The following is a 24,213-nucleotide window of genomic DNA, read 5'->3' as shown; positions in this document are numbered from 1 at the left end:
AGCGGTTTAGTAACGGCGGGCCTTAATTCGGGCACGCTGGGCACCGGGCTGGTCACCGGCATCCTCACGGATATCGGCGATCAGCAGCCAGAGTTTGTTCAGCATGGCATCAGAACCGGCCGACAACTGCACCCCTTTCAGAGCGAGATGCTCCGCCTGGCTCCAGTCACCGGATTTCAGTCGTACCCGTGCCATCTCGTAATACACCTCCGGTTCACGTGGTGCGATACGCTGCGCGCGTTCCAGTGTGCTGGCCGCGGCACTATACGAACCAGAGCGGGTCTGTTGACGGGCATTGTCCAGCAACGCGACCACCGCCGGATTCACCTGGTGATCGCGGCTTGCCGCCTGTGCAGTCACCCATGTCCCGCCACTGCTTTGCCCGGCACTGGCCGGTGCGACTTGCTGGATTGGCTGATCCTCAACCGCCGATACGGTTACTCCGGTATCTACAGGTGCCGTAATCACCGTGCCTGCGGCAGCCGCTTTTGGCTTCACCACCGACGAACCTGCCGCCTGACTGCGGTCGACAACCGGTGCCACGTTCTGGGTTCCACCGACACACCCGGTCAGGACCAGTGCTGTTGCGAGTAATCCCAGTTTACGCATTTTCTTCACCCTAAAAATTCAATTGCTATGGTCAGCGTAGCTAACCTGTTTTTGTTATTCCTGGCGGAACCACTGCTGGAACCAACGCAGGGATCGCTTGATCGGGTCTTTCTGACCACAATCCACTTCCCGTTGCGGTTCGGTACCTGCAATAAACGGCACCTGACGCGAACCGGCACAGAGCTCATCGGACAGGTAGCCGGTCTCCTCGTCGATCCAGTGGTACTCCACCCCTTCGGGGTAAGCCGCCAGAAACGGCTCCGGCTGTTCCCGTTTGACAAAGTCAGTCCAGGCACGCAGTGCACCACCCGAGCCGGTGAATGGCAATTTGGCATTATCGTCCAGTCCCATCCACACCACCGCCAAGCGGTTACCGGCAAAGCCCGCAAACCAGCTGTCGCGCTGGTCGTTACTGGTGCCGGTCTTGCCCGCCACATTCAGTGACGCAGGCAGCTGACTGTACACATATTTGGCCGTGCCCTCACGTACCACTTCCTGCAGCGCGTACTGGATCAGATGCACCTGCGCAGACGACACCTCCTGCTCCACCTCCAGCGGGTAACGGGACAACTCCTCATTCTCCGCCGTGGTCACCAGGCGGATCGCCCGCATCGGCATACGAAAGCCATTGGACGCCAAGGTCTGGTAGATCCCGGCCACCTCAAACGGGGTCATCGATTCTGCTCCCAGCAGCAGCGACGGATAGAGTTTTGGATCACGCTCCATCCCCAGACGTTTCAACATCTCACCCACATTATCCAACCCAATACTCATACCCAGCTGGGCAGTACTTAGGTTGTAGGAGTTGGACAGCGCCCGGTGCAGCGGTACCTGGCCGTGGCTCTGCTTATCGAAGTTACGCGGCTCCCAGATCTGTCCATCCGCCATCTCCACCCGAATCGGCGCATCATCCAGCAGGGATGACAATGTATAACCCTGCTCCAGTGCTGCCAGGTAAACAGCCGGTTTCACCAGCGAGCCGATCGGTCGGCGCGCATCCAAAGCGCGGTTAAAGCCCTGATAGCGGGTGTTACGTCCACCCACCACAGCCAGCACTTCGGCAGTTTGTGGGTCGGTCACCACCATGCCACCCTGCAGATCTTCCACCTGTTTGCCAAAGCGTTTCTGCAAGCGGTTGACCGTTTTTATCAGCGCCTGTTCCGCACGCTCCTGCACAATCGGGTTCAGGCTGGTGAATACCCGCAGGCCTTCCGAATTCAACGCCTCTTCCGGGTACTCTTCACGCAACTGACGTTTCACCAGGTCAAGGTACGCCGGGTATGCGCCTTTGTGCAGGCTCTTCTGCTTCACCACACCCAGTGGTTCTTTCTGCGCGCTGATCATCTCTGCCTGGGTGATATCACCCCCATCGGCCATCAACTGCAATACCAGGTTGCGGCGTTTGGTTGCCCGCTCCGGGTTACGACGGGGATCGTAGAAGGACGGCCCCTTCACCATGCCCACCAGCAAGGCGACCTGGTGAAGCTGAAGCTCGGAGATCGGGCGGGCAAAGTAGTACTGGCTGGCGAGGCCAAAACCATGCACGGCGCGCGCACCGGACTGTCCCAGGTACACCTCGTTCAGGTAAGCCTCAAGAATCTCATCCTTGTCGTAGTGCAGCTCCAGCAATACGGCCATCGGCAGTTCCAGCAGCTTACGCGCCAGCGTTCGCTCGGAGGTCAGATAGAAGTTTTTCACCAGCTGCTGGGTCAGGGTACTGCCGCCCTGGGCAAATCGACCGCTGCGCAGGTTAACCCACATGGCGCGGGCGATACCACGCAGGGAAACACCCGCATGGTTGTAGAAATCACGGTCTTCCACCGCGATCAACGCCTGCCTCAGGGTTTCCGGTGCCTGATCCAGGCGGATCAGATCCCGGTCTTCGTTCTCCTTGGTATAAATCCCCCCGATCAGAATCGGCTCCAGACGGGCCAGCGGCAGCGGTTTACCGTCCCCGCCTTTGATCGAGCTGATCTGCTTACCGTTAAAGCTGATCAGCATGCGCCGCTGCGGCTCATCCCCATCGGGGAACACAAATCCACGGGTCGCCACCCGGATACGGGTACTGGCGATCTCCATGGTACCCGGTGCACTGGCGCGCGACACAGAGCGGTAGCCCAGCCCGCGCAGCTCGGTTTTCAGGTCCTGAATGCTCAGCTGCTGGCCTACATAGAGTTCCAGCGGACGGGCATACACCTTCGCGGGTAACGCCCAGCGTTTACCCTCGAACTTATCGCGCACCTGGGCATCCAGATAGATAAGCCCAATGCCACCGATCACGGTCAGCACCAGCATCAGTTTCAGGAGGGTGCCACCAAAGCGGGAGAAGAAGGAACGCTTGCGGGTTGGCTTGCCTCGACGGCGACGGGAATTAGATACTCTCTTTTTTGTCATCGGCTAAGTATAATGCCTTCCTAAACAAGGTGATACAGACACCCAAATGACCCTAATCGATACATTACGTCAGGCCGAAGCCTACCCGCATCCAGTCTCAGAGATTCAGGTGATTGAAACGCATATCTCCTGGCTGTTTCTGACGGGCGACTATGCCTACAAGGTGAAAAAGCCGGTCGATTTTGGGTTTCTGGATTTCACGACGCTGGAAAAACGCAAACTCTTCTGCGAAGAGGAGTTGCGCCTGAACCAGCGCCTGGCACCGGACATCTACGAGTCGGTGGTGCCGATCTGCGGTACGCCCGCGCAGCCGGCGATCGACGGCGAAGGCGAACCTTTTGAATATGCGGTACGCATGCGCCAGTTCAACCCCGAGCAGCGCCTTGATCTGCTGTTGCAGGCCAAACGCTTTGAAGCCAGCTGGATCGACACTCTGGCCGAGCAGATCGCCGACTTCCACGACCGCATCCCACGTGTAGCGCCCGACAGCCCCTGGGGTGAAGCGGAAACCATCTGGGAGGTGGTCTCAGACAACTTCCTGCATATCGGCGATACGCTGGAAGATCTCAGTGACTGGGGCGAACTCCAGCACTTATCTAACCACACGGCACAAAGCTTCCGCGAACTGACCGATGTGATCAAGCACCGCAAGGCCCAGGGCCACGTGCGTGAGTGCCACGGCGACCTGCACCTGGCCAACATCACCCTGTACCACGATGAACTGCGCCTGTTTGACTGCATCGAGTTCAATCTGCAGTTCCGCTGGATCGATACCATCTGCGATCTGGCGTTTCTGCTCATGGACCTCGAAGCCAATGATCAGTTCCGCTGGGCCAACCGTTGTCTGAACCGCTACCTGGAACTCTGCGGTGATTATGACGGTGTGCAGTTGCTGAATTTTTACAAATCCTACCGTGCGATGGTGCGCGCCAAGGTCTCGGTGATCGGTGAACATAAGGATCTCGGCAGCCTACGCCGCTACCTGGGCCTGACCGGCCACTATGCCCGCACGCCCCATCCGGTGCTGTACCTGATGCATGGCGTTTCCGGCACCGGCAAAAGTCACTTCAGCCAGCAATTGCTGGACGAGATCGGTGCCATCCGCATCCGCTCGGATGTAGAGCGCAAACGCCTCTACCGTGAGCTGTCCCTGAAAGGTGAACGGCTAGAGTTGTATGGTGCCGAGATGAACGCCCGTACCCTCAACCACCTGCAGGACATCACCCGCTCCCTGCTACGCGCCGGGTATTCGGTGATCGTAGACGCCACCCATATCCGCTACCGCACCCGCCAGAGCTACTTCGAACTCAGCCAGCAGCTGCGCGTACCGATGCGTATTGTATCTTGTCAGTGTGAACAGAAGCTGATCGAAGCACGCCTCAAGCGCCGCGTAAACGAAGGCATCGATGCATCCGATGCCGATATTCGCGTGATGCGCCAGCAGTTACAGCACGAACAGAGGCTCAACGAGGACGAACTGGATTACACCATCGTGGTGGATACGGACGATGACGACAGCATCAACTACGTGGTCGACCGCTTACGTACCGAAGAGATTATCGACTGAGGTTTCCAGCCGCGGTTTACCGTTGCTGAGGGAGACCTGCAGCGGCAGATCGTACAGCGCGCTCAGGGTTTGATTGTTCCAGACCGTCTCCAGACCACCTTCCGCCTGCAAGCGCCCGCCTTTCAACAGGATCAACTGATCCGCATACTGCGCCGCCAAGAGCGGATCGTGCAGCACGGCAATAATCCGCAAACCGTCATGTGCCAGCTGACGCAGGTAGTCCAGGGTCAGGTGTTGATGGCGCAGATCCATCCCCGTCAGCGGCTCATCCAGCAACAGTAGCTGTGATTCATCACCTAGCTGCGCCAGCACCCGCGCCAGCTGCACCCGCTGCTTTTCACCACCGGACAGGGTCAGGTAGTTACGCGCCGCAAACTCAGGAAGCTCCATCACACCCAGTAGCTCCTGCGCCCGAGCTGTAGCATCCTCATCGCTCAGCCCCAAAGGATGGCAGCCCATACGCACCACATCTAACACAGGGAAGGGGAAGTTGAGTGGGTGCTCCTGGGTCAGCATCGCCATCTGGCGCGCCCGTTCACTCAGATCGATCTCGGTGATTGGATGATCCACCAGCGCCACCCTGCCCGCATCCGGCACTGCCTGCCCGGCGATCAACTTCAACAACGTGGATTTCCCGGCACCGTTGGGCCCAAGAATAACGCTGAAACCACCACCGCCTAACTGCAGATTGATCCCTTCAAGCAAAGTCCGGCCACTGCGTGTGTAACGCTCAATCTGTACATCCAGCATGTCACACACCCCGCCGACGGTAGATAATCATCGTAAGAAAAAACGGCCCACCCACCAGTGCGGTAACAACCCCCAGCGGCATCTCGGCCGGAGCAATCAGCACCCGTGCCACCACATCCGCCAGGGTCAGGAATAAGGCTCCTAACAATGCCGCCAGCGGCAGCAGATAGCGGTTGTCCGGCCCGATCAGCAGGCGCACCAGATGGGGCACCACCAGACCCACAAAACCGATCATGCCGCCCACCGCCACAACCGCACCCACGCCCAGCGCACTGAGCAGAATCAGGAGCCGGTGACAGCGCTCAATGGACACGCCCAGCAACTGCGCCTGACGCTCCCCCAACAGCAGGAGATTCAGGATACGCCCCTGACTGAACAGACCGATCAGCACCGGCACTGCCACCAGCGCCAGCGTCCAGACCGCCTGCCAGCCCTGATGCTGCAAACCACCCATCAGCCAGAACACCACCTGCCGCAGGGTAAAGGCATCCGAGAAATACTTCAGGGCGCTGATACCGGATGCGGCAATGGCATTGACCGCGATCCCCACCAGCAACATGGTGGTGACCGATACGCCATCCAGCCCACGGCCGATACGGAATACCAATGCCGTGGCCAACACACCGCCGGCAAAGGCACTCAGCGGCAACGCCACCGCACCAAACTGCATCACCAGCGAACCGCCCAGTACGAGGGTAGCTACCGCAGCCAGTCCGGCACCGGCAGACACACCGATCAGGCTGGGATCCGCCAGCGGGTTGCGGAACATCGCCTGAATCGCCGCCCCAGTCACACCCAACAACGCACCGGCCAGCAACGTCAGGCAGAGCCTGGGCAGGCGTAACTCCAGAAACACCTGATGGGCGATGCCGGTTTCGCTCCAGATATCCTTTAACTGCATCGACAGCTCACCGGTCTGCAGTGCCAGCCAAAGCACCAGCGGACTGGCAAGCAGCAGCATAATCAGCAAGGTGCGGGGTTGCAGCGAACCGGAGGGCATCATCGGGCGTTATCCAATTGAAATTTAACCGGTATCTTCACATAGGAGGCCTGTGCCTGGCCATCCTGCATTGCGGGCAGGAAGCGCCACGAGCGCACTGCCTTGAGCGCCGCCTTATCGAGAATTTCGAATCCGGAGCTGCGATCGATCTCTATCGCCAGTGCCTTGCCGGAGCTGTCTACCTTCACCCGCAACCAGACCGTGCCCTCCTGTCCACGACGCCGCGCCAGTCGCGGATAATGTGGTTTCGATTGCTTACGCACTTGGGCCGCCTGGAAGCTCGCTTGCTGCGTTTGACTGCTTTCCGTCAGGGTATCCGCGTGAGCTGGCTCCTCTGCGGGTGTGCTATCGGCATTCAAAGATACCGGTTCAACCGGCGGGGGCAGGTCCTGCTTTATGGGCTCTGGCTTAGGCGGCACAGGCTTATCCAGCTTGGCAACAGGCTGCTCAGGTTCTCCAGACTCCTCAACCGTGGCAGGTTCAGGCTTTTCAGCGGGAAGATCAGGTTCAGGGGCTGGTGCAGGTGTAGGAACCGTAGCTTTTTCGGCAGTTGGGCTGACGGGTGCAGCTTCCGCCGACAACACAGCAACCTGCTTTTCAGATTGCTCTGCGTGCTGCACGGGCGGCTTCTCAGGTGCCTTATCAACGGATTTGGCAGCCTCGGGGCTAGGCGGCGTGGTTTTCTCAACCGGCTCGGTCAATTCTCGCTGACTCTCAGCGTCTGGTGTTGCCGCCGGTTTCGAGGCCACCGAGACCTGTACCTGCAAACGCTGCCCCGGCAGCTTGGTGGTATCTGCGTCACTGTTGCCCCACAACAACACGGCGGCATGGGCCAGGATCGACAAACCCAGCGTCAGCAGCAGTATCAGGGAGGATTGGGACAAACCGTTCGGGCGCAACGCGGTGCATCTCAGGTAGCGGAATTAAAAGTGCTGGTATTATAAGCGTGAAGAGCGCGTTGCGGTTGATATGCGTTCAGTTTGCTATTAATTCGTTTCACGTTGCGGGAAAGCTGCAGTATGGTTAGCCCCTGCTGCACGGGTATGAAGAGGATAACAATGACCGTACTTTGCCAAATCGATCAACTGGAGCCGGGGCAGGCCAAGGGCTTTGAGGTCAATGGTATCAAGCTGGTGCTGATCAACCACCGCAACGAACTGTTCCTCTACCAAAACAGCTGCCCCCATCGCAGCATCCCGCTGGAATGGATGCCCGACCAGTTTCTCGATTACGAAAAGCAGTATATCCAGTGCGCCACCCATGGCGCCCTGTTCCGAATCGACGATGGTGTCTGTGTGTCGGGCCCTTGCGTGGAAGACCGCCTGGACTCAGTACCGTTTGAGATTCGCAACGGTGACGTGGTGGTCGACCTGCCCAAGCAACCTGAAGTGATCGCCACCGGGCAGGCCTGAGTTCGGGTCACTGCTAAAGCGCGACCGGTACCGGATGGCTGATGCGCACGTCAGTGGGTGAGAGGCTTGCACCGTAAGCAAGCACTTCCACACCTGCGGCCGCCGCTTCACGCAGTAACTGTCCGTATTTCGGGTCGATCTGGTCCGCCGGACGGGCTTTTTCGATCCCCTCATGCGGTACGCAGAACAGCAGTACCGCCCGGTGCCCCTGTTCAACCATCGCCATCAGTTCCTGCAGATGCTTGGCTCCGCGGGTGGTGACTGCATCGGGGAAACTGCCCCAGCCTTCATCTTCCAGCAGGGTCAGGTTCTTGATCTCCACATAGGTCAGCGGTTTGCCTTCCCCCTCCAGTAACAGGTCGATACGGCTGTTCTCACCGTACTTCACTTCCGCACGGATGCTGTCGTACCCCTGCAGCTCGCTGATCACCCCACTCTCGATCCCTTCGCGGATCAGGTGGTTGGCACGGCCGGTGTTGATACAACAGAGGTACTGCTGATCTACTTCCACCAGCTCCCAGCCCAGAGGGTATTTGCGCTTCGGGTTGCCGGAATCCTGCAACCAGACTCGGCTGCCGGGCTCGGCACAGTGTTTCATGGAACCGGTATTCGGGCAGTGCGCGGTCACCTGGGTGCCGTCGGCCAGCTCTACGTCCGCCAAGAAGCGCTTATAGCGCTTGATCAGGCGGCCTTCGATCATGTTGTCCAGCTTCATGTATTTTGAATCCGTTTGTGCAGGCGGTTCAGCGCTTCCTCAATCCGGTCCAGACCGGTGGTGTAGGAGAAGCGAATAAACTCGTTGGAACGGTAACTGCCGAAGTCCACACCCGGTGTAGTCGCAACCTTGTCCTCTTCCAGCAGGGACCAGCAGAAGTCGTAGGTGTTGTCGGTCAGGTGGGACGCACCGGCATAGACGTAAAAGGCACCTTCCGGCGTGAACGGGATATCAAAGCCCAGATCGCGCAGTCCGCTCACCAGCAGGTCGCGGCGCTCCTGAAAGGCCTGACGCCGCTGTTCAAAGATCGCCAGGCTTTCCGGCTCAAAGGCTGCCAGCGCAGCGTACTGGGACACGGTCGGCGGCGAGATAAACAGGTTCTGGGCCAGTTTTTCCAGCTCAGGTACCGCCTCTTCCGGCGCTACCATCCAGCCCAGGCGCCAGCCGGTCATGCCGAAGTACTTGGAGAAACTGTTCAGGACAAAGGCATCCGGTTCCACTTCCAGCACGGAGTTGGCATCAAAACCGTAGGTCAGGCCGTGGTAGAGCTCATCCACCACCAGATTGCCACCCATCGCCTTCACGGTTTCCGCAATGTTGCGCAGTTCGTCCTTGTGTACCACCGAACCGGTCGGGTTGGCCGGTGATGCCAGCAGCACACCGGCGGTTTCCGGCTTCCAGTGCTCGCGGATGGTTTCCGGCGTGAGCTGGAAGTGATCTTCCACACTGCACGGCACCAGCTGGCCACGTGCTTCCACCAAACGCAGGAAACGCGGGTTACACGGATACCCCGGATCACTCATCATGAAGGTCTGGCCCGGTTCGGCCAGCAGGGAGAACACCATCAGCAACGCCCCGGAAGCCCCCGGTGTAACGATGATCCGTTCCGGTGAAATATCGAGGCCATAGCGGGTCTGGTACCACTGGGCAATACGTGCACGCAGTTCAGGAATACCGGCGGCTGGCGTGTACTGGGTCAGACCGCGATCAATCGCATCTTTGGCCGCAGCTGCGACCGGTGCAGCCGTGGCAAAATCCGGTTCCCCTGCCACCATATGCACCACGTCATGACCTTCCGCATCCAGCTCTTTTGCCCGCTTCAGCAGATCCATTACCTTAAAGGAATCGATATCTGCCGCCCGCTGTGTCCATTGCTTGTTCATTGTCCGCTCTTCATCAGGTAAAAAACCGCCCCATTATACAAAGGAATGAATGAATTCACCCGGATCAACAAGATAGAGACTGATTTCAAACAACCCAGATCAACACTGCAGGTTTACAAGCTTCGTTCTGTGGACTAGACCTAACAGTTGTATGGTACTTCTGAACAGCAGTTCAGGATTTAACACCAATCGTTTGGGAAAAGCGGCGCAGACGACCTATACCGGCTACCAAACTTTGTACCAAAGGGGCTGGTTTAATATGAAAAGTTCTGATAACGTCTGCTGCCTTTCAGGTATAAGCCGCGCTGTTGCGGCCTATGATCAGTTAAGCTGATATCGCCCGGAGACGGCGATTGGAATAGGTGGGGCAGAGTTATGCCAAACAGCACTGAAACTCGTTTCTCGCACATCGACCCGTATCCGCTGGACCGGGATGAAGAGTACATGTGCGATGCACAGAAAGACCACTTCCGCGCAATTCTTGCGGAGTGGAAACGTCAGCTGATGGAAGAGGTGGACAGCACCATCCACCATCTGCAGGAAGAACAGTCCAACTTCGCTGATCCAAGCGACCGCGCCAGTCAGGAAGAGGAGTTCAGCCTGGAGCTGCGCACCCGTGACCGCGAACGCAAGCTGATCAGAAAGATCGAAGAAGCAGCCGAGCGCATCGAAGCCGACGATTACGGCTACTGCGACGCATGTGGTATCGAGATCGGTATCCGTCGTCTCGAAGCGCGCCCAACTGCAACCCTTTGTATCGACTGCAAAACCCTTGCAGAGATCAAAGAAAAACAGGTTGGCGGTTAATATCGCCTGCTTACGTCTGACCGGTAACGCCGGTCAGACCTGTCCCTTCTGATACGCCGTGGAATACGTCGGACGTTTCGCCCCGTCACCTACCGGCCTGCTGCACTTTGGTTCCCTGCTGGCAGCACTGGCCAGTTATCTTGATGCACGCGCCAACGATGGCCGCTGGTTACTCCGCATCGAAGACCTTGATCCGCCCCGTGAACACCCAGGCGCCAGCAACAGTTTTCCGGTCACACTGGAAGCCTTTGGCCTGACTTGGGATGGCGAACTGTGTCTGCAGAGCGAGCGCCACGAATACTATCGCGATGCACTGGAACGTTTGTTGGAGCTGGGGGATGCCTACCGTTGCAGCTGCTCACGCAAACAGGTGCAGGAGCGCAGTGGCGGCATTATCTATGATGGTTTCTGTAAGCTGGAGGTGCCGGAGGAAGAAGCCGATGCCGCTGTGCGGGTACAGTGCCCGGCGGAACCAACCCGTTTCCTGGACCTGATTCAGGGACCACAAACCTTCGACTTGGCGCACACATCCGGTGACTTTGTAGTGCTGCGCAAGGATGGTCTGTTTGCCTACCAACTGGCGGTGGTGGTCGACGACCACCTGCAAGGCATTACCCATGTGGTGCGCGGCAGCGACCTGTTGCCGGAAACACCAAAACAGATCCACCTGCAGGACTTGCTGGGTTACAGCGCTCCGCGCTACGCCCACATTCCGGTGGCCGCCAATCCCGAAGGGCAGAAATTGAGTAAGCAGACCTTCGCCACCGCCCTAGATCTGGAACATCCGGTGCCGCAGCTTTTCGAGGCACTGACCTTCCTCAACCAGTCGCCCGACCCGGCATTAATCGATGCCAGTGTCACTGAGCTGTTGAATTGGGCGGTGACAAACTGGAAGATGGAGCAGGTTCCACCACTCCTGAAACAGATCCGCCCTCAGTAAGGGACTACCCATGTATTTTCATCGCCTGCTACTGTTGCTGCTCCCCGCGGCCTACCTGCTTGCACCGTTGATTATCAACTGGTGGCAACAGCTGGATGGTCCCTGGTTCCGCCCTTTCCTGGTCTGGCTGGGCGTGGTGATCGCCGCCATCATTATTGAACAGAGACGTCGCCACCATGCTTGATCTGTCCCAGCTGTTTTTGATCGGGTTTGCTTACCTGGCGTTTCTGTTTGGCACCGCCTACCTGACCGAGCGGGACGTGTTGCCCACCCGCTGGGTGCGCCATCCGCTGACCCATGTATTGTCGATCGGGATCTACGCCAGCGTCTGGACCTTCCACGGCGCCTTTGGCCTGGCCTCGGAATCCGGCTATCTCTATCTGGCGTCTTATCTAGGCGCCGTGGGCGTATTTGTACTGGCCCCTGCCCTGTTGATTCCGATCCTGCGTATTACCCGCACCTATCAGCTCAGCTCGCTGGCCGACCTGTTCGCTTTCCGCTTCAGGAGCGGTGCCGTAGGCACCATCACCACAATACTGACGGTGCTGGCGACCATGCCGATGATCTCGATCCAGATCCAGGCGGTGGCCGACAGCCTCTACATCTTTAACCAGCAGTTTACGGTGAGTCAGTTCGCCTTTGGTTTCTGTTCGGTGCTGGCACTGTTCTCGATCCTGTTTGGTGCACGTCACGCAGCCCTGCGTCACAAACACCCCGGCCTTGTTGTGGCCATGGCAGTCAGCTCCCTGATCAAGCTGGGGGTTATCGTGGCCATCGGACTCTACGCCTTCTTCTCGATTCTGGGTGGCCCGGTGGGCCTGGAAAGCTGGTTGATCGCCAATCCCGATCAGATGGCACTGCTCAATACCCAGTTCGATGCAGAAATTTGGCGCACCCTGCTGATCGCCTTCTTCAGTGCGACGGTGGTGATGCCCCATATGTTCCATATGATGTTCACCGAGAACAGCTCGGACGAGACCCTCTATAAAGCAACCTGGGGGATGCCGCTGTTTCTGTTCCTGATGGCCCTGGCAGTGCCGCCAATCCTCTGGGCAGGCATGAGTCTGGGTGCCGGCGGTGATCCGGAGTTCCTGTTGCTGTACCTCGGTATGCACCTGGACTCCGAATGGCTCACCCTGATGGCCTTTATCGGCGGCCTCTCTGCAGCCAGTGGTATCTCCATCGTAGGTACGGTGGCGATGGCCTCCATGCTGCAGAACCACATCATTCTGCCGATGGTACCGTTCCCGGATACCCACCGTTTCTACAGCTGGGTACTGTGGTTACGCCGCAGCCTGATCATTCTGCTGCTGTTTGGCTGTTACTTCTTCTACGACAAGATCGGTAACTACTACGACCTGCACCAGCTCGGCATTATTGCCGTGGTGGCCTTCCTGCAGTTCCTGCCGGCCCTGCTGGTTACTCTGTTCTGGCAGCGCGCCAACCGCTGGGGTGTGATCGGTGGTTTGTTGGTGGGTATGGGGGTGTGGCTCTACACCATGCTATTCCCGCTGTTGGGCCCGATCGACCCGATGGTCGCCGATACCTTCACCGTGGAGGAGTACGATCCGGATACGGCAGCCGTACTGGCACTGGTACTGAACGCCCTGACTCTGACACTAATCTCATTGTTTACCGAGCAGAACGCTGACGAAGAACACGCCGCCAGCGCCTGCCTGTTGAACGTACTGCAGCGTCACTCCACCACCAGCCTGACCGCAACCCGGGTGGAGGACTTCCAGGAACTGCTGTCACCCCGTCTGGGCCAGGATGCCGCCCGCCGCGAGATCCAGAGTGCCCTGGACCAGCTGGCACTCAAGCCGGGCATCTTGCGACCGGTCGATCTGCTGCGCCTGCGTACCCAACTGGAACACAACCTGACCGGCCTGTTGGGACCGGTGGAAGCCGCCACCCTGCTGAGCCCGCTGGATCATAGCGCACCGGCCGCGGGCATCAGCTCTTTGGCCAGTGGTCGCAACGTCCATCTGATGGAAAGCCAGCTGGAGAACTACCAGGAACAGCTCACCGGTCTGGCGGCTGAGCTGGACGATCTGCGCCGTTATCACCGACTGATTCTGCAGCGACTGCCGGTGGGGGTATGTACGCTGGATAACACCGGTGAGATTCTGTTCTGGAACGCGGAGATGGAACAGGTGACGGGTATCCCGGCCGCAGACTGTGCCGGTATCCCGCTCAACCACCTGCCTGCGCCTTGGGGCACGCTACTGGCTAACTTTGCCCAGTCGCCGCTGGCCCATGAGGTAGCGGAGCCGATCCAGCTCAACAGCCAACCCCACTGGTTTGCCCTGCATAAAGCCCGTTTGAGCGAAGAAAGCGCCAGCGGCATGGTCTTGCTGCTGGAAGACGAGACCGAAACCCGCATGCTGCAGAACCGTCTCGCACACAGCGAACGCCTCTCCTCCATCGGCCGCTTTGCCGCCGGGGTGGCCCACGAGATCGGCAACCCGGTCACCGGCATCGCGTGTCTTGCGCAGAACCTGAAGTTGGAAACCGATAACGAGGAGATCCTGCTGACCGGTGATCAGATCGTCGATCAGACCAAGCGCATCAGCCGTATCGTACAATCCCTGATGCGTTTCGCCAGCGGCGGTCAGAGCGACAACCAAGTGGCCCACGAATCCGTGAACCTGCGGGAATGTTTCGACGAAGCGATCCATCTGGTATCCCTCGACAGTCGCGGTAAGTACCAGCAATATCTCAATAACGTTGCGCCAGAGCTGCACGTCTGGGGCGACCCGCAGCAATTGAGCCAGGTATTTGTTAACCTGCTCAACAACGCCTGCGATGCATCCGAAGACTACAACCACATCTGGATTGATGCCGACAGCAACGGGGAGACTATTTCCCTTGCGGTGACCGATGAAGGCACCGGCATCCCACAGGAATTACAGGATCGATTATTCGAGCCTTTCTTTACTACAAAGGACCCAGGCAAGGGGACTGGACTTGGCTTACCTTTGGTCTACAACATAATAGAGGAACATTATGGTAGTATTGAGATTATTAGCCCAGCCAACAACAAGCAGAATAAAGGCACTCGCGTGGTAATCACATTGCCGTTCCATAGCGGAGACGAGTTTTCCGGCCATGGTAAAGGTGTGTAAAGGTAGACCGAATGAGCCATATTCTAATTGTTGAAGACGAATCTATTATCCGTTCTGCACTCCGCAGACTGCTCGAAAAACACGATTACGACGTCCAGGACGCCGAATCTGTGGACGAAGCCACCAGCCGCTTCAACCTGAGCGATTTCAATCTGATCATCACCGATCTGCGCCTGCCGGGTGCTCCGGGTACCGACCTGATCAAGTTGGCAGGACCTGTTCCGGTTCTGATCATGACCAGCTACGCCAGCCTGCGCTCCGCCGTTGACGCCATGAAGATGGGCGCGGTGGATTACATCGCCAAGCCATTTGATCACGAAGAGATGCTGAATTCGGTGCACAACATCCTGGCGCACCGTCAGACACCTGCCTCCGTGCAAGAACTGTCCGAGGATCAGGATAACGGGCAAACCCGCATTATCGGTTCCTGCAAACCGATGCAGGACCTGTTCAAGCGTATCAGCAAGGTCGCCAAGACCGACGCCACCGTGCTGGTGCAGGGTGAATCCGGCACCGGTAAAGAATTAGCCGCCCGCGCCATTCACGAGCAGAGCGACCGTGCCAGCGCACCGATGATCTGCGTAAACTGTGCAGCGATTCCGGAAACCCTGATCGAGTCCGAACTGTTTGGCCACGAAAAAGGGGCGTTTACCGGCGCCAACAGCCAGCGTAACGGTCTGATCGAAGCGGCGGACGGGGGCACCCTGTTCCTGGATGAGATCGGCGAGTTGCCATTGGAAGCCCAGGCCCGCCTGCTGCGCTTCCTGCAGGAAGGCGAGATCCGCCGTGTGGGTTCGGTACAATCCAAGAAGGTGAACGTACGCCTGATTGCCGCAACCCACCGTAACCTGAAATCCCTGGCTAAAAGCGGCGATTTCCGTGAAGACCTGTACTACCGGCTTTATGTGATGGAGCTGCGTATTCCGCCTCTGCGGGAACGTGGTGAAGATATCATCGAGATCGCCCAACAGATGCTGGCCAGCACCGCCAAGCGTATGGGCGAAGGTGAACTGCGCTTCAGCCACCACGCCCTCAAGACGATGCTGCGTTACCAGTGGCCCGGCAACGTGCGCGAACTGGAAAATGCAATCGAGCGTGCGGTAATCCTCACCGACGACAGCGAGATCACCACCGAACTGCTGGGCCTGGATATCGACAGTCCGGACCTGGCGGCCCTGGAACAGAACTACATCAGCCAGACACCATCATCCCGCCAGGGGAGCAAAGACAACAGCGGTGCTGCTGGCCTGAGTCTGGATGACTACTTCCAGCGTTTTGTACTGGAGAACCAGGATTCCATGAGCGAAACCGAGCTGGCCAAAAAACTGGGGGTCAGCCGCAAGTGCTTGTGGGAGCGCCGCCAAAAGCTGGGCATCCCCCGTAAGCCGAAGAAGTAGGCACACGGTATTAGCAAGATCATAAAGCCCGGGTTATCCCGGGTTTTTTGTGCCCCGCAAAAGCGCTGCGGTAACAACACGGAAACAAAAAGGTAACACCGCGGTAACACTCACCCCACAAAAAGTGTTACCTCTCTACCCACACAGTGTTACCCGTAACGGGAACAGGGGTAACAAATCCCACCCCACACTGGCTAAGAAAACACACAATAATTCCATATACCCTTTAAAAACAAATACTTAAAAAAACTGGCACACCAAGTGCTATATCTACAGTGCAAAAACAACAACAATGCTTAAGCTTAGAAACCTGCACCAGCAATAAAAATAAAAACAGGTAGCAAGTAGATAAGCACACCGCCTCGAATAAAAATAACAATGAGGCTTACGCTGATCGTAGAGCAGTCCAACGGTCCCGAAAAAAGCACTCTTAGAAACAAAAACAACAAGCTAAGGCTAAACGTTTTATCTGAGATGCGATCAGCAATCACCTCCCTCTTTCTTGTTCTTCACTTTCTCTCAAAAATTTCCTGACAAACTTTCTTAACTCAGATTCGCAGTCACTCCAAATGCGTCTCCGTTTTTTGTTCCGCATTGCAAAAAAACTCACAATCCGTTCGTCCTACCCGAACCGCAAATTACATCTTTTCAAGCAGCCGAACGATAGGTCCGATGACCAACCGACAACCGATCTCACGTCCGTCTGTCACACCTACGTATCTGTTACCGTTGCTACCCTCTGTTACCCCCACAAAAAGTGTTACCTCACTACCCATCAAGTGTTACCCGTAACGGGAAACTGGGTAACAAATCTTGTTACCCAGTGGCTCACATCCGCTACACAAATTTTATTTTAATAACAAAAACAACAACTTAAAAAAACTGGCACACACACTGCTATTACTAAGACACAAAACAACAACAATGCTTACTTAGAAACCTGCACCAGCAATAAAAATAAAAACAGGTAGCAAGTGGATAGGTACCATCGCCTCGAATAAAAATAACAATGAGGCTTAACGCTGATCGTAGAACAGCTCGACGGTCCCGAAAAAAGCACTCTTAGAAACAAAAACAACAAGCTAAGGCTAAACGTTTTGTCTGAGATGCGATCAGCAACCATCCCTCCCTCTTACTTCTTGTAACACTATCTGTTCTTCACGCTTACAGCAGGAATTACATCTATCTGTAGCTGTATACGCGCCTTCATGGACCTCCATAACCTTATACTGCGGTCGCGTAAATGGTATGATGCGCCACTTTAGTTTTTAGGGTGAATTTTGGTGTTCCATGGCTAGAAGTCTGCTTAAACGCATCGGCTCTTTGTTCAGCAAAACAAGTGCTGACCAGAATGAACAACCGGTTCCGGTTCTCGCTCCGGCGGAACCAGGCCGTCAGATCATTCCCGAATCAGAGCACCAGATCCCGCGTAAATACCTCGACGATAACGCCATGAAAGTGGTTTATCGCCTGATTGATGGCGGCTACGACGGTTACCTGGTGGGTGGCTGCATCCGCGACCTGTTGCAGGGCGAAAAACCCAAAGATTTCGACGTGGCCACCAGCGCCAGCCCCGAAGAGGCCCACGAGTTGTTCCGTCGCTCCCGCCTGATCGGTCGCCGTTTCAAATTGCTGCACGTGCGTTTCGGCCGTGAAATTATCGAGGTCGCCACCTTCCGCGCCAGCCACGATTCCCACCCGGAAAACAGCAACGGTGAACATGGCCGCCAGAACGAATCCGGCATGATCACCCGCGACAATGTCTACGGCACCATTGAAGAAGATGCGGATCGCCGCGATTTCACCGTCAATGCGCTGTACTACTGCGTTAAAGACCACAGCATCTACGACTTCGCCAACGGCTATCAGGACCTGAAAGATGGCGTGCTGCGCATGATCGGTGATCCGGTTGCCCGCTACCGTGAAGACCCGGTACGTATGCTGCGCGCGGCCCGTTTTGCCGGCAAGCTGGACTTCGAGATCGAAGCCAACACCGCCGCACCGATCCATGACCTGGCGCCACTGCTGAAAGATATCGCCCCGGCGCGCCTGTTCGACGAATCCCTGAAGCTGCTGCAATCCGGTTATGCCGAAGGTGCTTACAAACACCTGCAGCACTACGACCTGTTCGAACCGCTGTTCCCACAGACCCAGCAGGCACTGCAGGGTGAACGCGGCGAGCTGGTTGAAACCCTGCTGCTGAACGCACTGCGCAATACCGACCGCCGTCTGGCCCAGCGCAAGAGCGTAACCCCGGCTTTCCTGTTTGCCGCCCTGCTCTGGTATCCGGTGCAAGAGCTGATGCAGAAGCTAATGAAAGAGAACCGTATGCCACCGCTGCCTGCCCTGCATGAAGCGGCGAACCAGGTTCTTGCCAAACAGGTTAAATCCACCGCGATTCCACGCCGTTTCTCCACCCCGATCCGCGAGATCTGGGAGATGCAGATCCGCCTGCCACGCCGCGACGGCAAACGCGCCGAGCGCCTGATCGAACAGCCACGCTTCCGTGCGGCCTACGATCTCCTGCTGTTGCGTGAGAACAGTGGTGAAGACCTGGGCGGTTTGAGCCGTTGGTGGACCGAATACCAGTCCGCGCATCCGGAAAAACGTGAGCAGATGAGCCGCGAGTCTGGCAAAGGTCAGAAACCACGCCGCCGTCGCCGTAAGAAACCGAACAATGCGACCCGCGATGAATAAGACAATGCGCTGTTATATCGGTCTGGGCAGTAACCTGGAAAATCCCCGCCAGCAGGTGGAGGATGCGTTTGAGGAGCTGGCCGGACTGGCCCACTGTAAGCTGGTTGCCCGCTCCAGTATCTACCGTTCCGATCCGGTTGGCCCACAGGATCAACCCGACTTTATCAACGCCGTGGTGGCGCTGGACACCACCCTCCAAGCACACGCCCTGCTCGACGAACTGCAACGTCTGGAGCAGCAACACCGCCGTGTGCGCGAGCGTCACTGGGGGCCACGTACCCTGGATCTGGACTTACTGTTATACGGCGATCAGACCATCAACACCGAACGTTTGACCGTCCCACACGCATTTATGTGCGAACGTACATTTGTACTCTGGCCGCTAGCCGAAATCGCGCCAGAGTTGGAGCTGCCAGACGGCCAAAGTCTGAGCCAGCTTTTAGTCGCATACCCTATGGGCAGCCTAGAACGCTTGTAGGTATAATTTCGGCCGAACGAGACAACTGGATAAGAGTTTCTTATGAGCAACATTACCCTGCACACCCTCACAGCCCGTAAACAGGCGGGAGAGAAGTTTGCGGTACTGACTGCATACGATTCCTGTTTCGCCCATCTGGTGAGTGAAGCGGGCAACGAGATGATCCTCGTTGGCGACTCGCTGGGAATGGTCCTTCAGGGCAATGACAGCACTCTGCCTGTTAGCGTGGAAGAGATGGCGTATCACACATCCTGTGTGGCACGCGGCAACCAGGGCAGCATGATCATGGCGGACCTGCCGTTCATGAGCTATGCCACCCCTGAACAGGCAATGGACAGTGCCGCAACGCTGATGGCAGCTGGTGCGCACATTGTCAAAATCGAAGGTACAGCATGGCTGTCCGAAACCGTATCCATGTTGGCTGAACGTGGTATCCCTGTGTGTGCCCATCTGGGTCTGACACCACAGGCCGTGAACAAGCTGGGGGGCTTTAAAGTTCAGGGCCGTGATCGCGAAAGCGCGCGTCAGATGATTGAAGATGCGGTACTGCTGGAACAGTCCGGCGCTTCTATGCTGCTGCTGGAGTGTGTACCGTCCCTGCTGGCACGTGAGGTAACCGAAGCAGTGGATATTCCTGTAATCGGTATTGGCGCAGGCGCCGACACCGACGCTCAGGTACTGGTACTGCACGACATGCTGGGCCTGACACCCGGTCGTCGCCCGAAGTTCGTGAAGAACTTTATGGCGGAGGCGGACACGGTTCAGGACGCACTGAAAGCCTACGGCGACGCCGTACGTGCAGGTACCTTCCCGGGACCGGAACACGGGTTCGAATAATATGCAGACATTTTTTAGCATTGAAGAACTGCGCGCGACTCTGAGCGAAGAGCGCGCAAAGGGTAAACGCATCGGTTTCGTACCGACCATGGGCAACCTGCACGAAGGCCACCTGGCCCTGGTGCGCCAGGCGGTAAGCTGCTGTGACATCGTCGTAGCCAGCATCTTCGTTAACCCGCTGCAGTTTGGCATCAACGAAGACCTGGATAACTACCCGCGTACCTTGCAGGCCGATCAGGAAAAACTGATCAGCGCCGGATGTGATTACCTGTTCGCACCTAGCGACGAGGTTATGTACCCGAACGGTCGCGAAGAGCAGACCCAGGTTGAAGTTCCACTGATCTCCAACATCCACTGCGGTGCCAGCCGTCCGGGTCACTTCCAGGGCGTAGCGACCGTCGTGTGCAAGCTGTTCGGTATCGTACAGCCGGATGTAGCTGTCTTCGGTGAGAAAGACTACCAGCAGCTGATGGTGATCCGTCGCATGGTGGAACACCTTTACCTGCCGGTTGAAGTCCAGGGCTCTCCGATCGCCCGTAACGAAGACGGTCTGGCGCTGAGCTCCCGTAACGGTTACCTCAATGAAGAGCAGATGAAGGTTGCGCCAACACTGCAACGCACCCTGCAGGAAGCCAAGGCAGAGATCCTCGGCGGCCGTCGCGATTACAAGCAGCTGGAAGATGAAGCCTATGCCAAGCTGGAAGCAGCAGGCTTCAGCCGCGACTTCTTCAACATCTGTGATGCACACACCCTGACACCGGCGAATGCGGAAACACAACAGCTGGTGATCCTGGCAGCAGCCCCTCTGGGCGGCGCACGCCTGATCGACAACGTGGTTATCGAACTCTGATCACCCGTATAAACAGGCATGCACCGCGTGCCTGTTTTCCTCCCTTCTTCTGATCTCTTCTGCGTAACACGTCTAAATCCACTTCTTTTGTATGCTGGTCACAGACGCCTCAGCCTGTTAGATTCTTAAAGCACCAAGAGAATGTAGTCCTTGGGCCGGTACAGATTTCCGGATCACAGACAGCTGCAATTATTACGCAAGTGCGAAAGCACCAGCTTGACAAAACATAGGCAGCTCGCACAGACTGTGCTTCGAGGCATGTTGCACTGCAACTAAAAACTGTACTCAAAAATAATAAAAAGTAAGAGCTAACGGTGGGAAGGAGATGCGGCTCAAGCCACAGCCCTTGCAACACAAGGGTCATTTCTCTGCCCTATCATCATTAAATCATTCTCGATTCTATAATGAGGCAAAGCTATGCGTGACGTAGTTATCGTTGCTGCCGGTCGTACCGCTATGGGTGCGTTCAACGGCTCCCTGGCCAAAGTTTCCGCATCCGACCTGGGTGCAACTGTACTCAAATCCCTGCTTGAAAAGATCGACCTGGACCCTTCTCAGGTAGATGAAGTTATCCTTGGCCAGGTACTGACTGCCGGTGCCGGTCAGAACCCAGCACGCCAGGCCCTGATCAACGCGGGCATCCCTAAAGAAGTACCAGCACTGACTATCAACAAAGTATGTGGTTCCGGCCTGAAAGCGGTACAGATGGCGACTCAGGCGATCCGTTGCGGCGACGCTGACATCATCATCGCAGGTGGCCAGGAAAACATGAGCCAGTCTCCACACGTGGTGCCAAACTCCCGTAACGGTCAGCGCATGGGCGACTGGAAGATGGTCGACTCCATGATCAAAGACGGTCTGTGGGACGCATTCAACGATTACCACATGGGTATCACCACCGAGAACATCGTTGAGAAATACGGATTCACCCGTGAAGAGCAGGACACTTTTGCCTCCAACTCTCAGAACAAAGCAGAAGCAGCGGTAACCTCCGGCCGTTTTGCCGATGAGATCATCCCGGTAGTGATCCCACAGCGTAAAGGCGATCCGGTTGTCTTCGACACCGACGAGCAGCCACGTTTCGGTTGCACCCCGGAAGCACTGGCGAAACTGCGCCCTGCATTCAAGAAAGACGGTTCTGTAACTGCCGGTAACGCATCCACCATCAACGACGGTGCCGCTGCAGTGATCGTATGTTCCGCAGAGAAAGCCGCTGAGCTGGGCCTGCCTGTGCTGGCACGCATCAAGTCTTACGCGTCTTCCGGCGTATGCCCAACCATCATGGGTACCGGCCCAATCACTGCAACCCAGAAAGCGCTGGAAAAAGCAGAATGGTCCATCGACGATCTGGAACTGGTTGAAGCGAACGAAGCATTCGCAGCGCAGGCGATGTCTGTCAACAAAGACCTGGGCTGGAACACCGACATCGTAAACGTGAACGGTGGTGCAATTGCACTGGGTCACCCAATTGGTGCATCCGGTTGCCGTATCCTGGTATCCCTGATCCACGAAATGGAAAAGCGCGACGCTAAGAAAGGTCTGGCTACCCTGTGTATCGGTGGTGGTATGGGTACTGCACTGGCGATCGAGCGCGACTAATCCCCGCCCTCTTAAAGAAAACCGCAGCCTAGGCTGCGGTTTTTTTTATGCGCGTACAAAGAACAATTTTGTGCAATGCAGACCATTTCCCACAGATCCAACCCTGCCGATGCGCAATTTCGTACAAAAATCCGGGGGCACCTTCGGGTAAAATAACGGGCTGAAGTAAACCTGTGCCACACCCTGGCACAGTGCAGGTAACCGGGAGTCTTTGATGGCTAAATCAACAGAACATGCAGAGTATCGCTATGTGACCGAACTGGGTGGCATAGAGACGCTTGACGCCCGTTACCAGCATCAGAATTTTGCCAACCACACCCACGAGGGTTACACCATCGGTGTGGTGGAATCCGGTGCGCAGCGCTTCTACCGCTCCGGTGGCGACCATATTGCGCCGAAAGAAAGCATCATTCTGGTGAACGCCGATGACGTACATAACGGCAGCTCCGCCGCCGAGGGTGGCTGGGCGTACAAGGCGCTCTACCCGCTGCCGGACCAGTTCGCCCAGATCCGTGATGAGCTGGAGCTGAAGGTCAACGGCGCCCCTTACTTCCCCTCTCCCGTGGTACAGGATAAGCAGTTATCGGAAGTGATCCGTATGACATTGCATACCCTGATGACCTCTGAGAACCGCCTGCTGCGTGAAAGTCTGTTGTACACCAGCATGGTGCAGCTGATGTTGCGCCACAGCAAGGTACGCGCAGAACTGAAAGAACAGGCCCGTGCTTATCCACAGCTGGACCTCGTGAAGAGCTTCCTGGACGACCAGCCTACCAGCGATGTATCGCTGGAGGATATGGCCAACCTTTGTGGCCTGAGTCCGTTCTACCTGCTGCGCCAGTTCCAGGACCGCTTTGGCCTGCCGCCCCACGCCTACCAGATCCAGGCACGTCTGCGTGTGGTGAAAAAGCTGATCCGTCAGGGTATGCGCTTGAGCGATGTAGCCCTGGAAGCGGGTTTCCACGACCAGAGCCACATGCACCGCCATTTCAAGAAAACCTTTGGCATCACACCGGGCCAATACGCCACCGGCGTAAACCGCAAAAGCGTACAAGCTATCCCTTAATTCACACGGCTAACATAGACCCTCGAATTAATCGGAGGAGTCACAGTGAGCAGCCAGGTTTTAGAACAGCAGGATTACCGTTTACGCGCCTTTATGGTGGGTTTGCGTGCTGCCCTGCCGCTGACACTGGCGATTGTTCCCTGGGGTTTACTCGCAGGTTCCTTTGCCCTGGAAGCGGGACTGAGCGGTGTTGAAGGCCAGGCGATGTCGGTGTTTGTCTTTGCTGGTGCCGTACAGCTGGTCGTACTGGGCATGATCGGTACTAATGCCGGTCTCAGTGCAATCCTGATCACCACCTTCCTGATCACTTCACGTCACTTCCTCTACGGCATGAGCATGCGCAGCCATATGAGCCAACTGCCATTGCGCTGGCGTCTGGCACTGGGTTTCCTGCTCACCGATGAGTTGTTTGCGCTGACCGGCACCAAGCCACCGGAGCAGTTTAACCGCTGGCACGCCTTAGGCATTGGCCTGAGCCTATACATGGGCTGGAACCTGGCAACCGCCGCTGGCATCATCGCCGGACAGCAGATCCCGAATATGGAATCACTGGGCCTGGAGTTTGCGGTGGCTGCGACCTTTATCGCCCTGGTGGTACCGGGTGTACGCAAGGTCTCTACCCTGTGCGCGGTGTTCACCGCCCTGCTCACCTCGGTAGCTTGCGAGCTGTATCAGGTGGAAACCGGTCTGCTGATCGCCTCCCTGCTGGGCATGGCTGCGGGTACAGCGAGTGCCTATCTGCTGGGCGAACCACTGGAGTCGCAGGAGGGTGAAGCATGATCTGGCTGACCATCATCCTGATGACCG

At 57.0% G+C, this 24,213-nt stretch carries 21 protein-coding genes; 14 read left to right on the top strand and 7 right to left on the bottom strand.

Translation table 11 applies throughout. The annotated features are described in order from the left end of the window. Nucleotides 1-6 precede the first annotated feature (6 nt). Both ACEQ15_RS10575 and mrcB read right to left on the bottom strand, forming a co-directional pair. The gene (locus ACEQ15_RS10575) at nt 7-609 is read right to left on the bottom strand and encodes a tetratricopeptide repeat protein (protein WP_370279153.1); all 603 of its coding nucleotides are present in this window, start codon (nt 607-609) and stop codon (nt 7-9) included. A 54-nt stretch (nt 610-663) separates the two neighbouring features. Continuing rightward, complete coding sequence (mrcB, locus tag ACEQ15_RS10570; protein WP_370279152.1) at nt 664-3,003, bottom strand: penicillin-binding protein 1B; 2,340 nt, start codon at nt 3,001-3,003, stop codon at nt 664-666. A 46-nt stretch (nt 3,004-3,049) separates the two neighbouring features. Between mrcB and ACEQ15_RS10565 the strand changes: the two genes are divergently transcribed. Further along, complete coding sequence (locus ACEQ15_RS10565; protein ID WP_370279151.1) at nt 3,050-4,570, top strand: AAA family ATPase; 1,521 nt, start codon at nt 3,050-3,052, stop codon at nt 4,568-4,570. On the opposite strand, the gene ACEQ15_RS10560 is transcribed toward ACEQ15_RS10565, so the two are convergent. From ACEQ15_RS10560 to ACEQ15_RS10550, 3 genes are read right to left on the bottom strand one after another with little or no spacing between them, the layout of a single operon-like run. Further along, nucleotides 4,544-5,320, bottom strand: a complete 777-nt coding sequence (locus ACEQ15_RS10560; protein ID WP_370279150.1) for an ATP-binding cassette domain-containing protein — start codon at nt 5,318-5,320, stop codon at nt 4,544-4,546. The two genes, ACEQ15_RS10565 and ACEQ15_RS10560, sit on opposite strands and share 27 nt — an antisense overlap. Nucleotide 5,321: 1 nt before the next feature. Beyond that, complete coding sequence (locus ACEQ15_RS10555; protein ID WP_370279149.1) at nt 5,322-6,323, bottom strand: FecCD family ABC transporter permease; 1,002 nt, start codon at nt 6,321-6,323, stop codon at nt 5,322-5,324. Beyond that, on the bottom strand, nt 6,320-7,219 hold the full coding sequence (locus ACEQ15_RS10550; RefSeq protein ID WP_370279148.1) for a TonB family protein: 900 nt from the start codon (nt 7,217-7,219) through the stop codon (nt 6,320-6,322). Before ACEQ15_RS10550 ends, ACEQ15_RS10555 begins: the two co-directional genes overlap by 4 nt. Nucleotides 7,220-7,378: 159 nt before the next feature. Here ACEQ15_RS10550 and ACEQ15_RS10545 point away from each other — a divergent pair, with 159 nt between their 5' ends. Further along, entirely contained in the window at nt 7,379-7,732 is a 354-nt protein-coding gene (locus ACEQ15_RS10545) for a Rieske (2Fe-2S) protein (protein ID WP_370279147.1), read from the top strand. Between the two features lie 13 nt (nt 7,733-7,745). On the opposite strand, the gene sfsA is transcribed toward ACEQ15_RS10545, so the two are convergent. Both sfsA and ACEQ15_RS10535 read right to left on the bottom strand, forming a co-directional pair. Beyond that, complete coding sequence (gene sfsA, locus ACEQ15_RS10540; protein ID WP_370279146.1) at nt 7,746-8,447, bottom strand: DNA/RNA nuclease SfsA; 702 nt, start codon at nt 8,445-8,447, stop codon at nt 7,746-7,748. After that, entirely contained in the window at nt 8,444-9,610 is a 1,167-nt protein-coding gene (locus tag ACEQ15_RS10535) for a pyridoxal phosphate-dependent aminotransferase (protein ID WP_370279144.1), read from the bottom strand. The genes sfsA and ACEQ15_RS10535 overlap by 4 nt, the downstream gene beginning before the upstream one ends. A gap of 375 nt (nt 9,611-9,985) precedes the next feature. Between ACEQ15_RS10535 and dksA the strand changes: the two genes are divergently transcribed. From dksA to ACEQ15_RS10475, 12 genes are all read left to right on the top strand, one after another. Further along, entirely contained in the window at nt 9,986-10,417 is a 432-nt protein-coding gene (dksA, locus tag ACEQ15_RS10530) for an RNA polymerase-binding protein DksA (RefSeq protein WP_370279143.1), read from the top strand. A gap of 58 nt (nt 10,418-10,475) precedes the next feature. After that, entirely contained in the window at nt 10,476-11,357 is an 882-nt protein-coding gene (gene gluQRS, locus ACEQ15_RS10525; protein WP_370279142.1) for a tRNA glutamyl-Q(34) synthetase GluQRS, read from the top strand. Nucleotides 11,358-11,367: 10 nt separating this feature from the next. After that, complete coding sequence (locus ACEQ15_RS10520; RefSeq protein WP_282354732.1) at nt 11,368-11,541, top strand: hypothetical protein; 174 nt, start codon at nt 11,368-11,370, stop codon at nt 11,539-11,541. Continuing rightward, nucleotides 11,534-14,482, top strand: coding sequence for an ATP-binding protein (locus tag ACEQ15_RS10515; RefSeq protein WP_370279141.1), 2,949 nt, complete (start codon nt 11,534-11,536; stop codon nt 14,480-14,482). The genes ACEQ15_RS10520 and ACEQ15_RS10515 overlap by 8 nt, the downstream gene beginning before the upstream one ends. Before the next feature lie 11 nt (nt 14,483-14,493). Further along, entirely contained in the window at nt 14,494-15,879 is a 1,386-nt protein-coding gene (locus ACEQ15_RS10510) for a sigma-54-dependent transcriptional regulator (protein WP_370279140.1), read from the top strand. A gap of 1,290 nt (nt 15,880-17,169) precedes the next feature. Continuing rightward, entirely contained in the window at nt 17,170-18,576 is a 1,407-nt protein-coding gene (gene pcnB, locus ACEQ15_RS10505; RefSeq protein ID WP_370279139.1) for a polynucleotide adenylyltransferase PcnB, read from the top strand. Further along, nucleotides 18,569-19,054, top strand: coding sequence for a 2-amino-4-hydroxy-6-hydroxymethyldihydropteridine diphosphokinase (gene folK, locus ACEQ15_RS10500; protein WP_370279138.1), 486 nt, complete (start codon nt 18,569-18,571; stop codon nt 19,052-19,054). The genes pcnB and folK overlap by 8 nt, the downstream gene beginning before the upstream one ends. A gap of 42 nt (nt 19,055-19,096) precedes the next feature. Beyond that, a complete protein-coding gene (panB, locus tag ACEQ15_RS10495; RefSeq protein ID WP_370279136.1) occupies nt 19,097-19,891 on the top strand; it encodes a 3-methyl-2-oxobutanoate hydroxymethyltransferase in 795 nt (264 codons plus the stop codon). Nucleotide 19,892: 1 nt separating this feature from the next. Further along, complete coding sequence (gene panC, locus ACEQ15_RS10490) at nt 19,893-20,741, top strand: pantoate--beta-alanine ligase (protein ID WP_370279135.1); 849 nt, start codon at nt 19,893-19,895, stop codon at nt 20,739-20,741. Between the two features lie 417 nt (nt 20,742-21,158). Further along, a complete protein-coding gene (locus ACEQ15_RS10485; RefSeq protein ID WP_370279134.1) occupies nt 21,159-22,340 on the top strand; it encodes an acetyl-CoA C-acetyltransferase in 1,182 nt (393 codons plus the stop codon). A gap of 214 nt (nt 22,341-22,554) precedes the next feature. Then, a complete protein-coding gene (locus ACEQ15_RS10480) occupies nt 22,555-23,406 on the top strand; it encodes an AraC family transcriptional regulator (protein ID WP_370279133.1) in 852 nt (283 codons plus the stop codon). 45 nt (nt 23,407-23,451) lie between these two features. Next, nucleotides 23,452-24,186 (top strand): AzlC family ABC transporter permease, encoded by a 735-nt coding sequence (locus ACEQ15_RS10475; RefSeq protein WP_370279132.1) that lies wholly within the window; start codon nt 23,452-23,454, stop codon nt 24,184-24,186. Nucleotides 24,187-24,213 lie beyond the last annotated feature (27 nt).

Origin of the sequence: Pontibacterium sp. (assembly GCF_964228735.1) — a bacterium.
In the GTDB taxonomy this organism is placed as follows: Bacteria; Pseudomonadota; Gammaproteobacteria; order Pseudomonadales; family Balneatricaceae; genus Pontibacterium.
The sequence above is the reverse complement of the archived record's forward strand: the minus strand, read 5'-3'. Positions and strand labels throughout refer to the sequence as shown.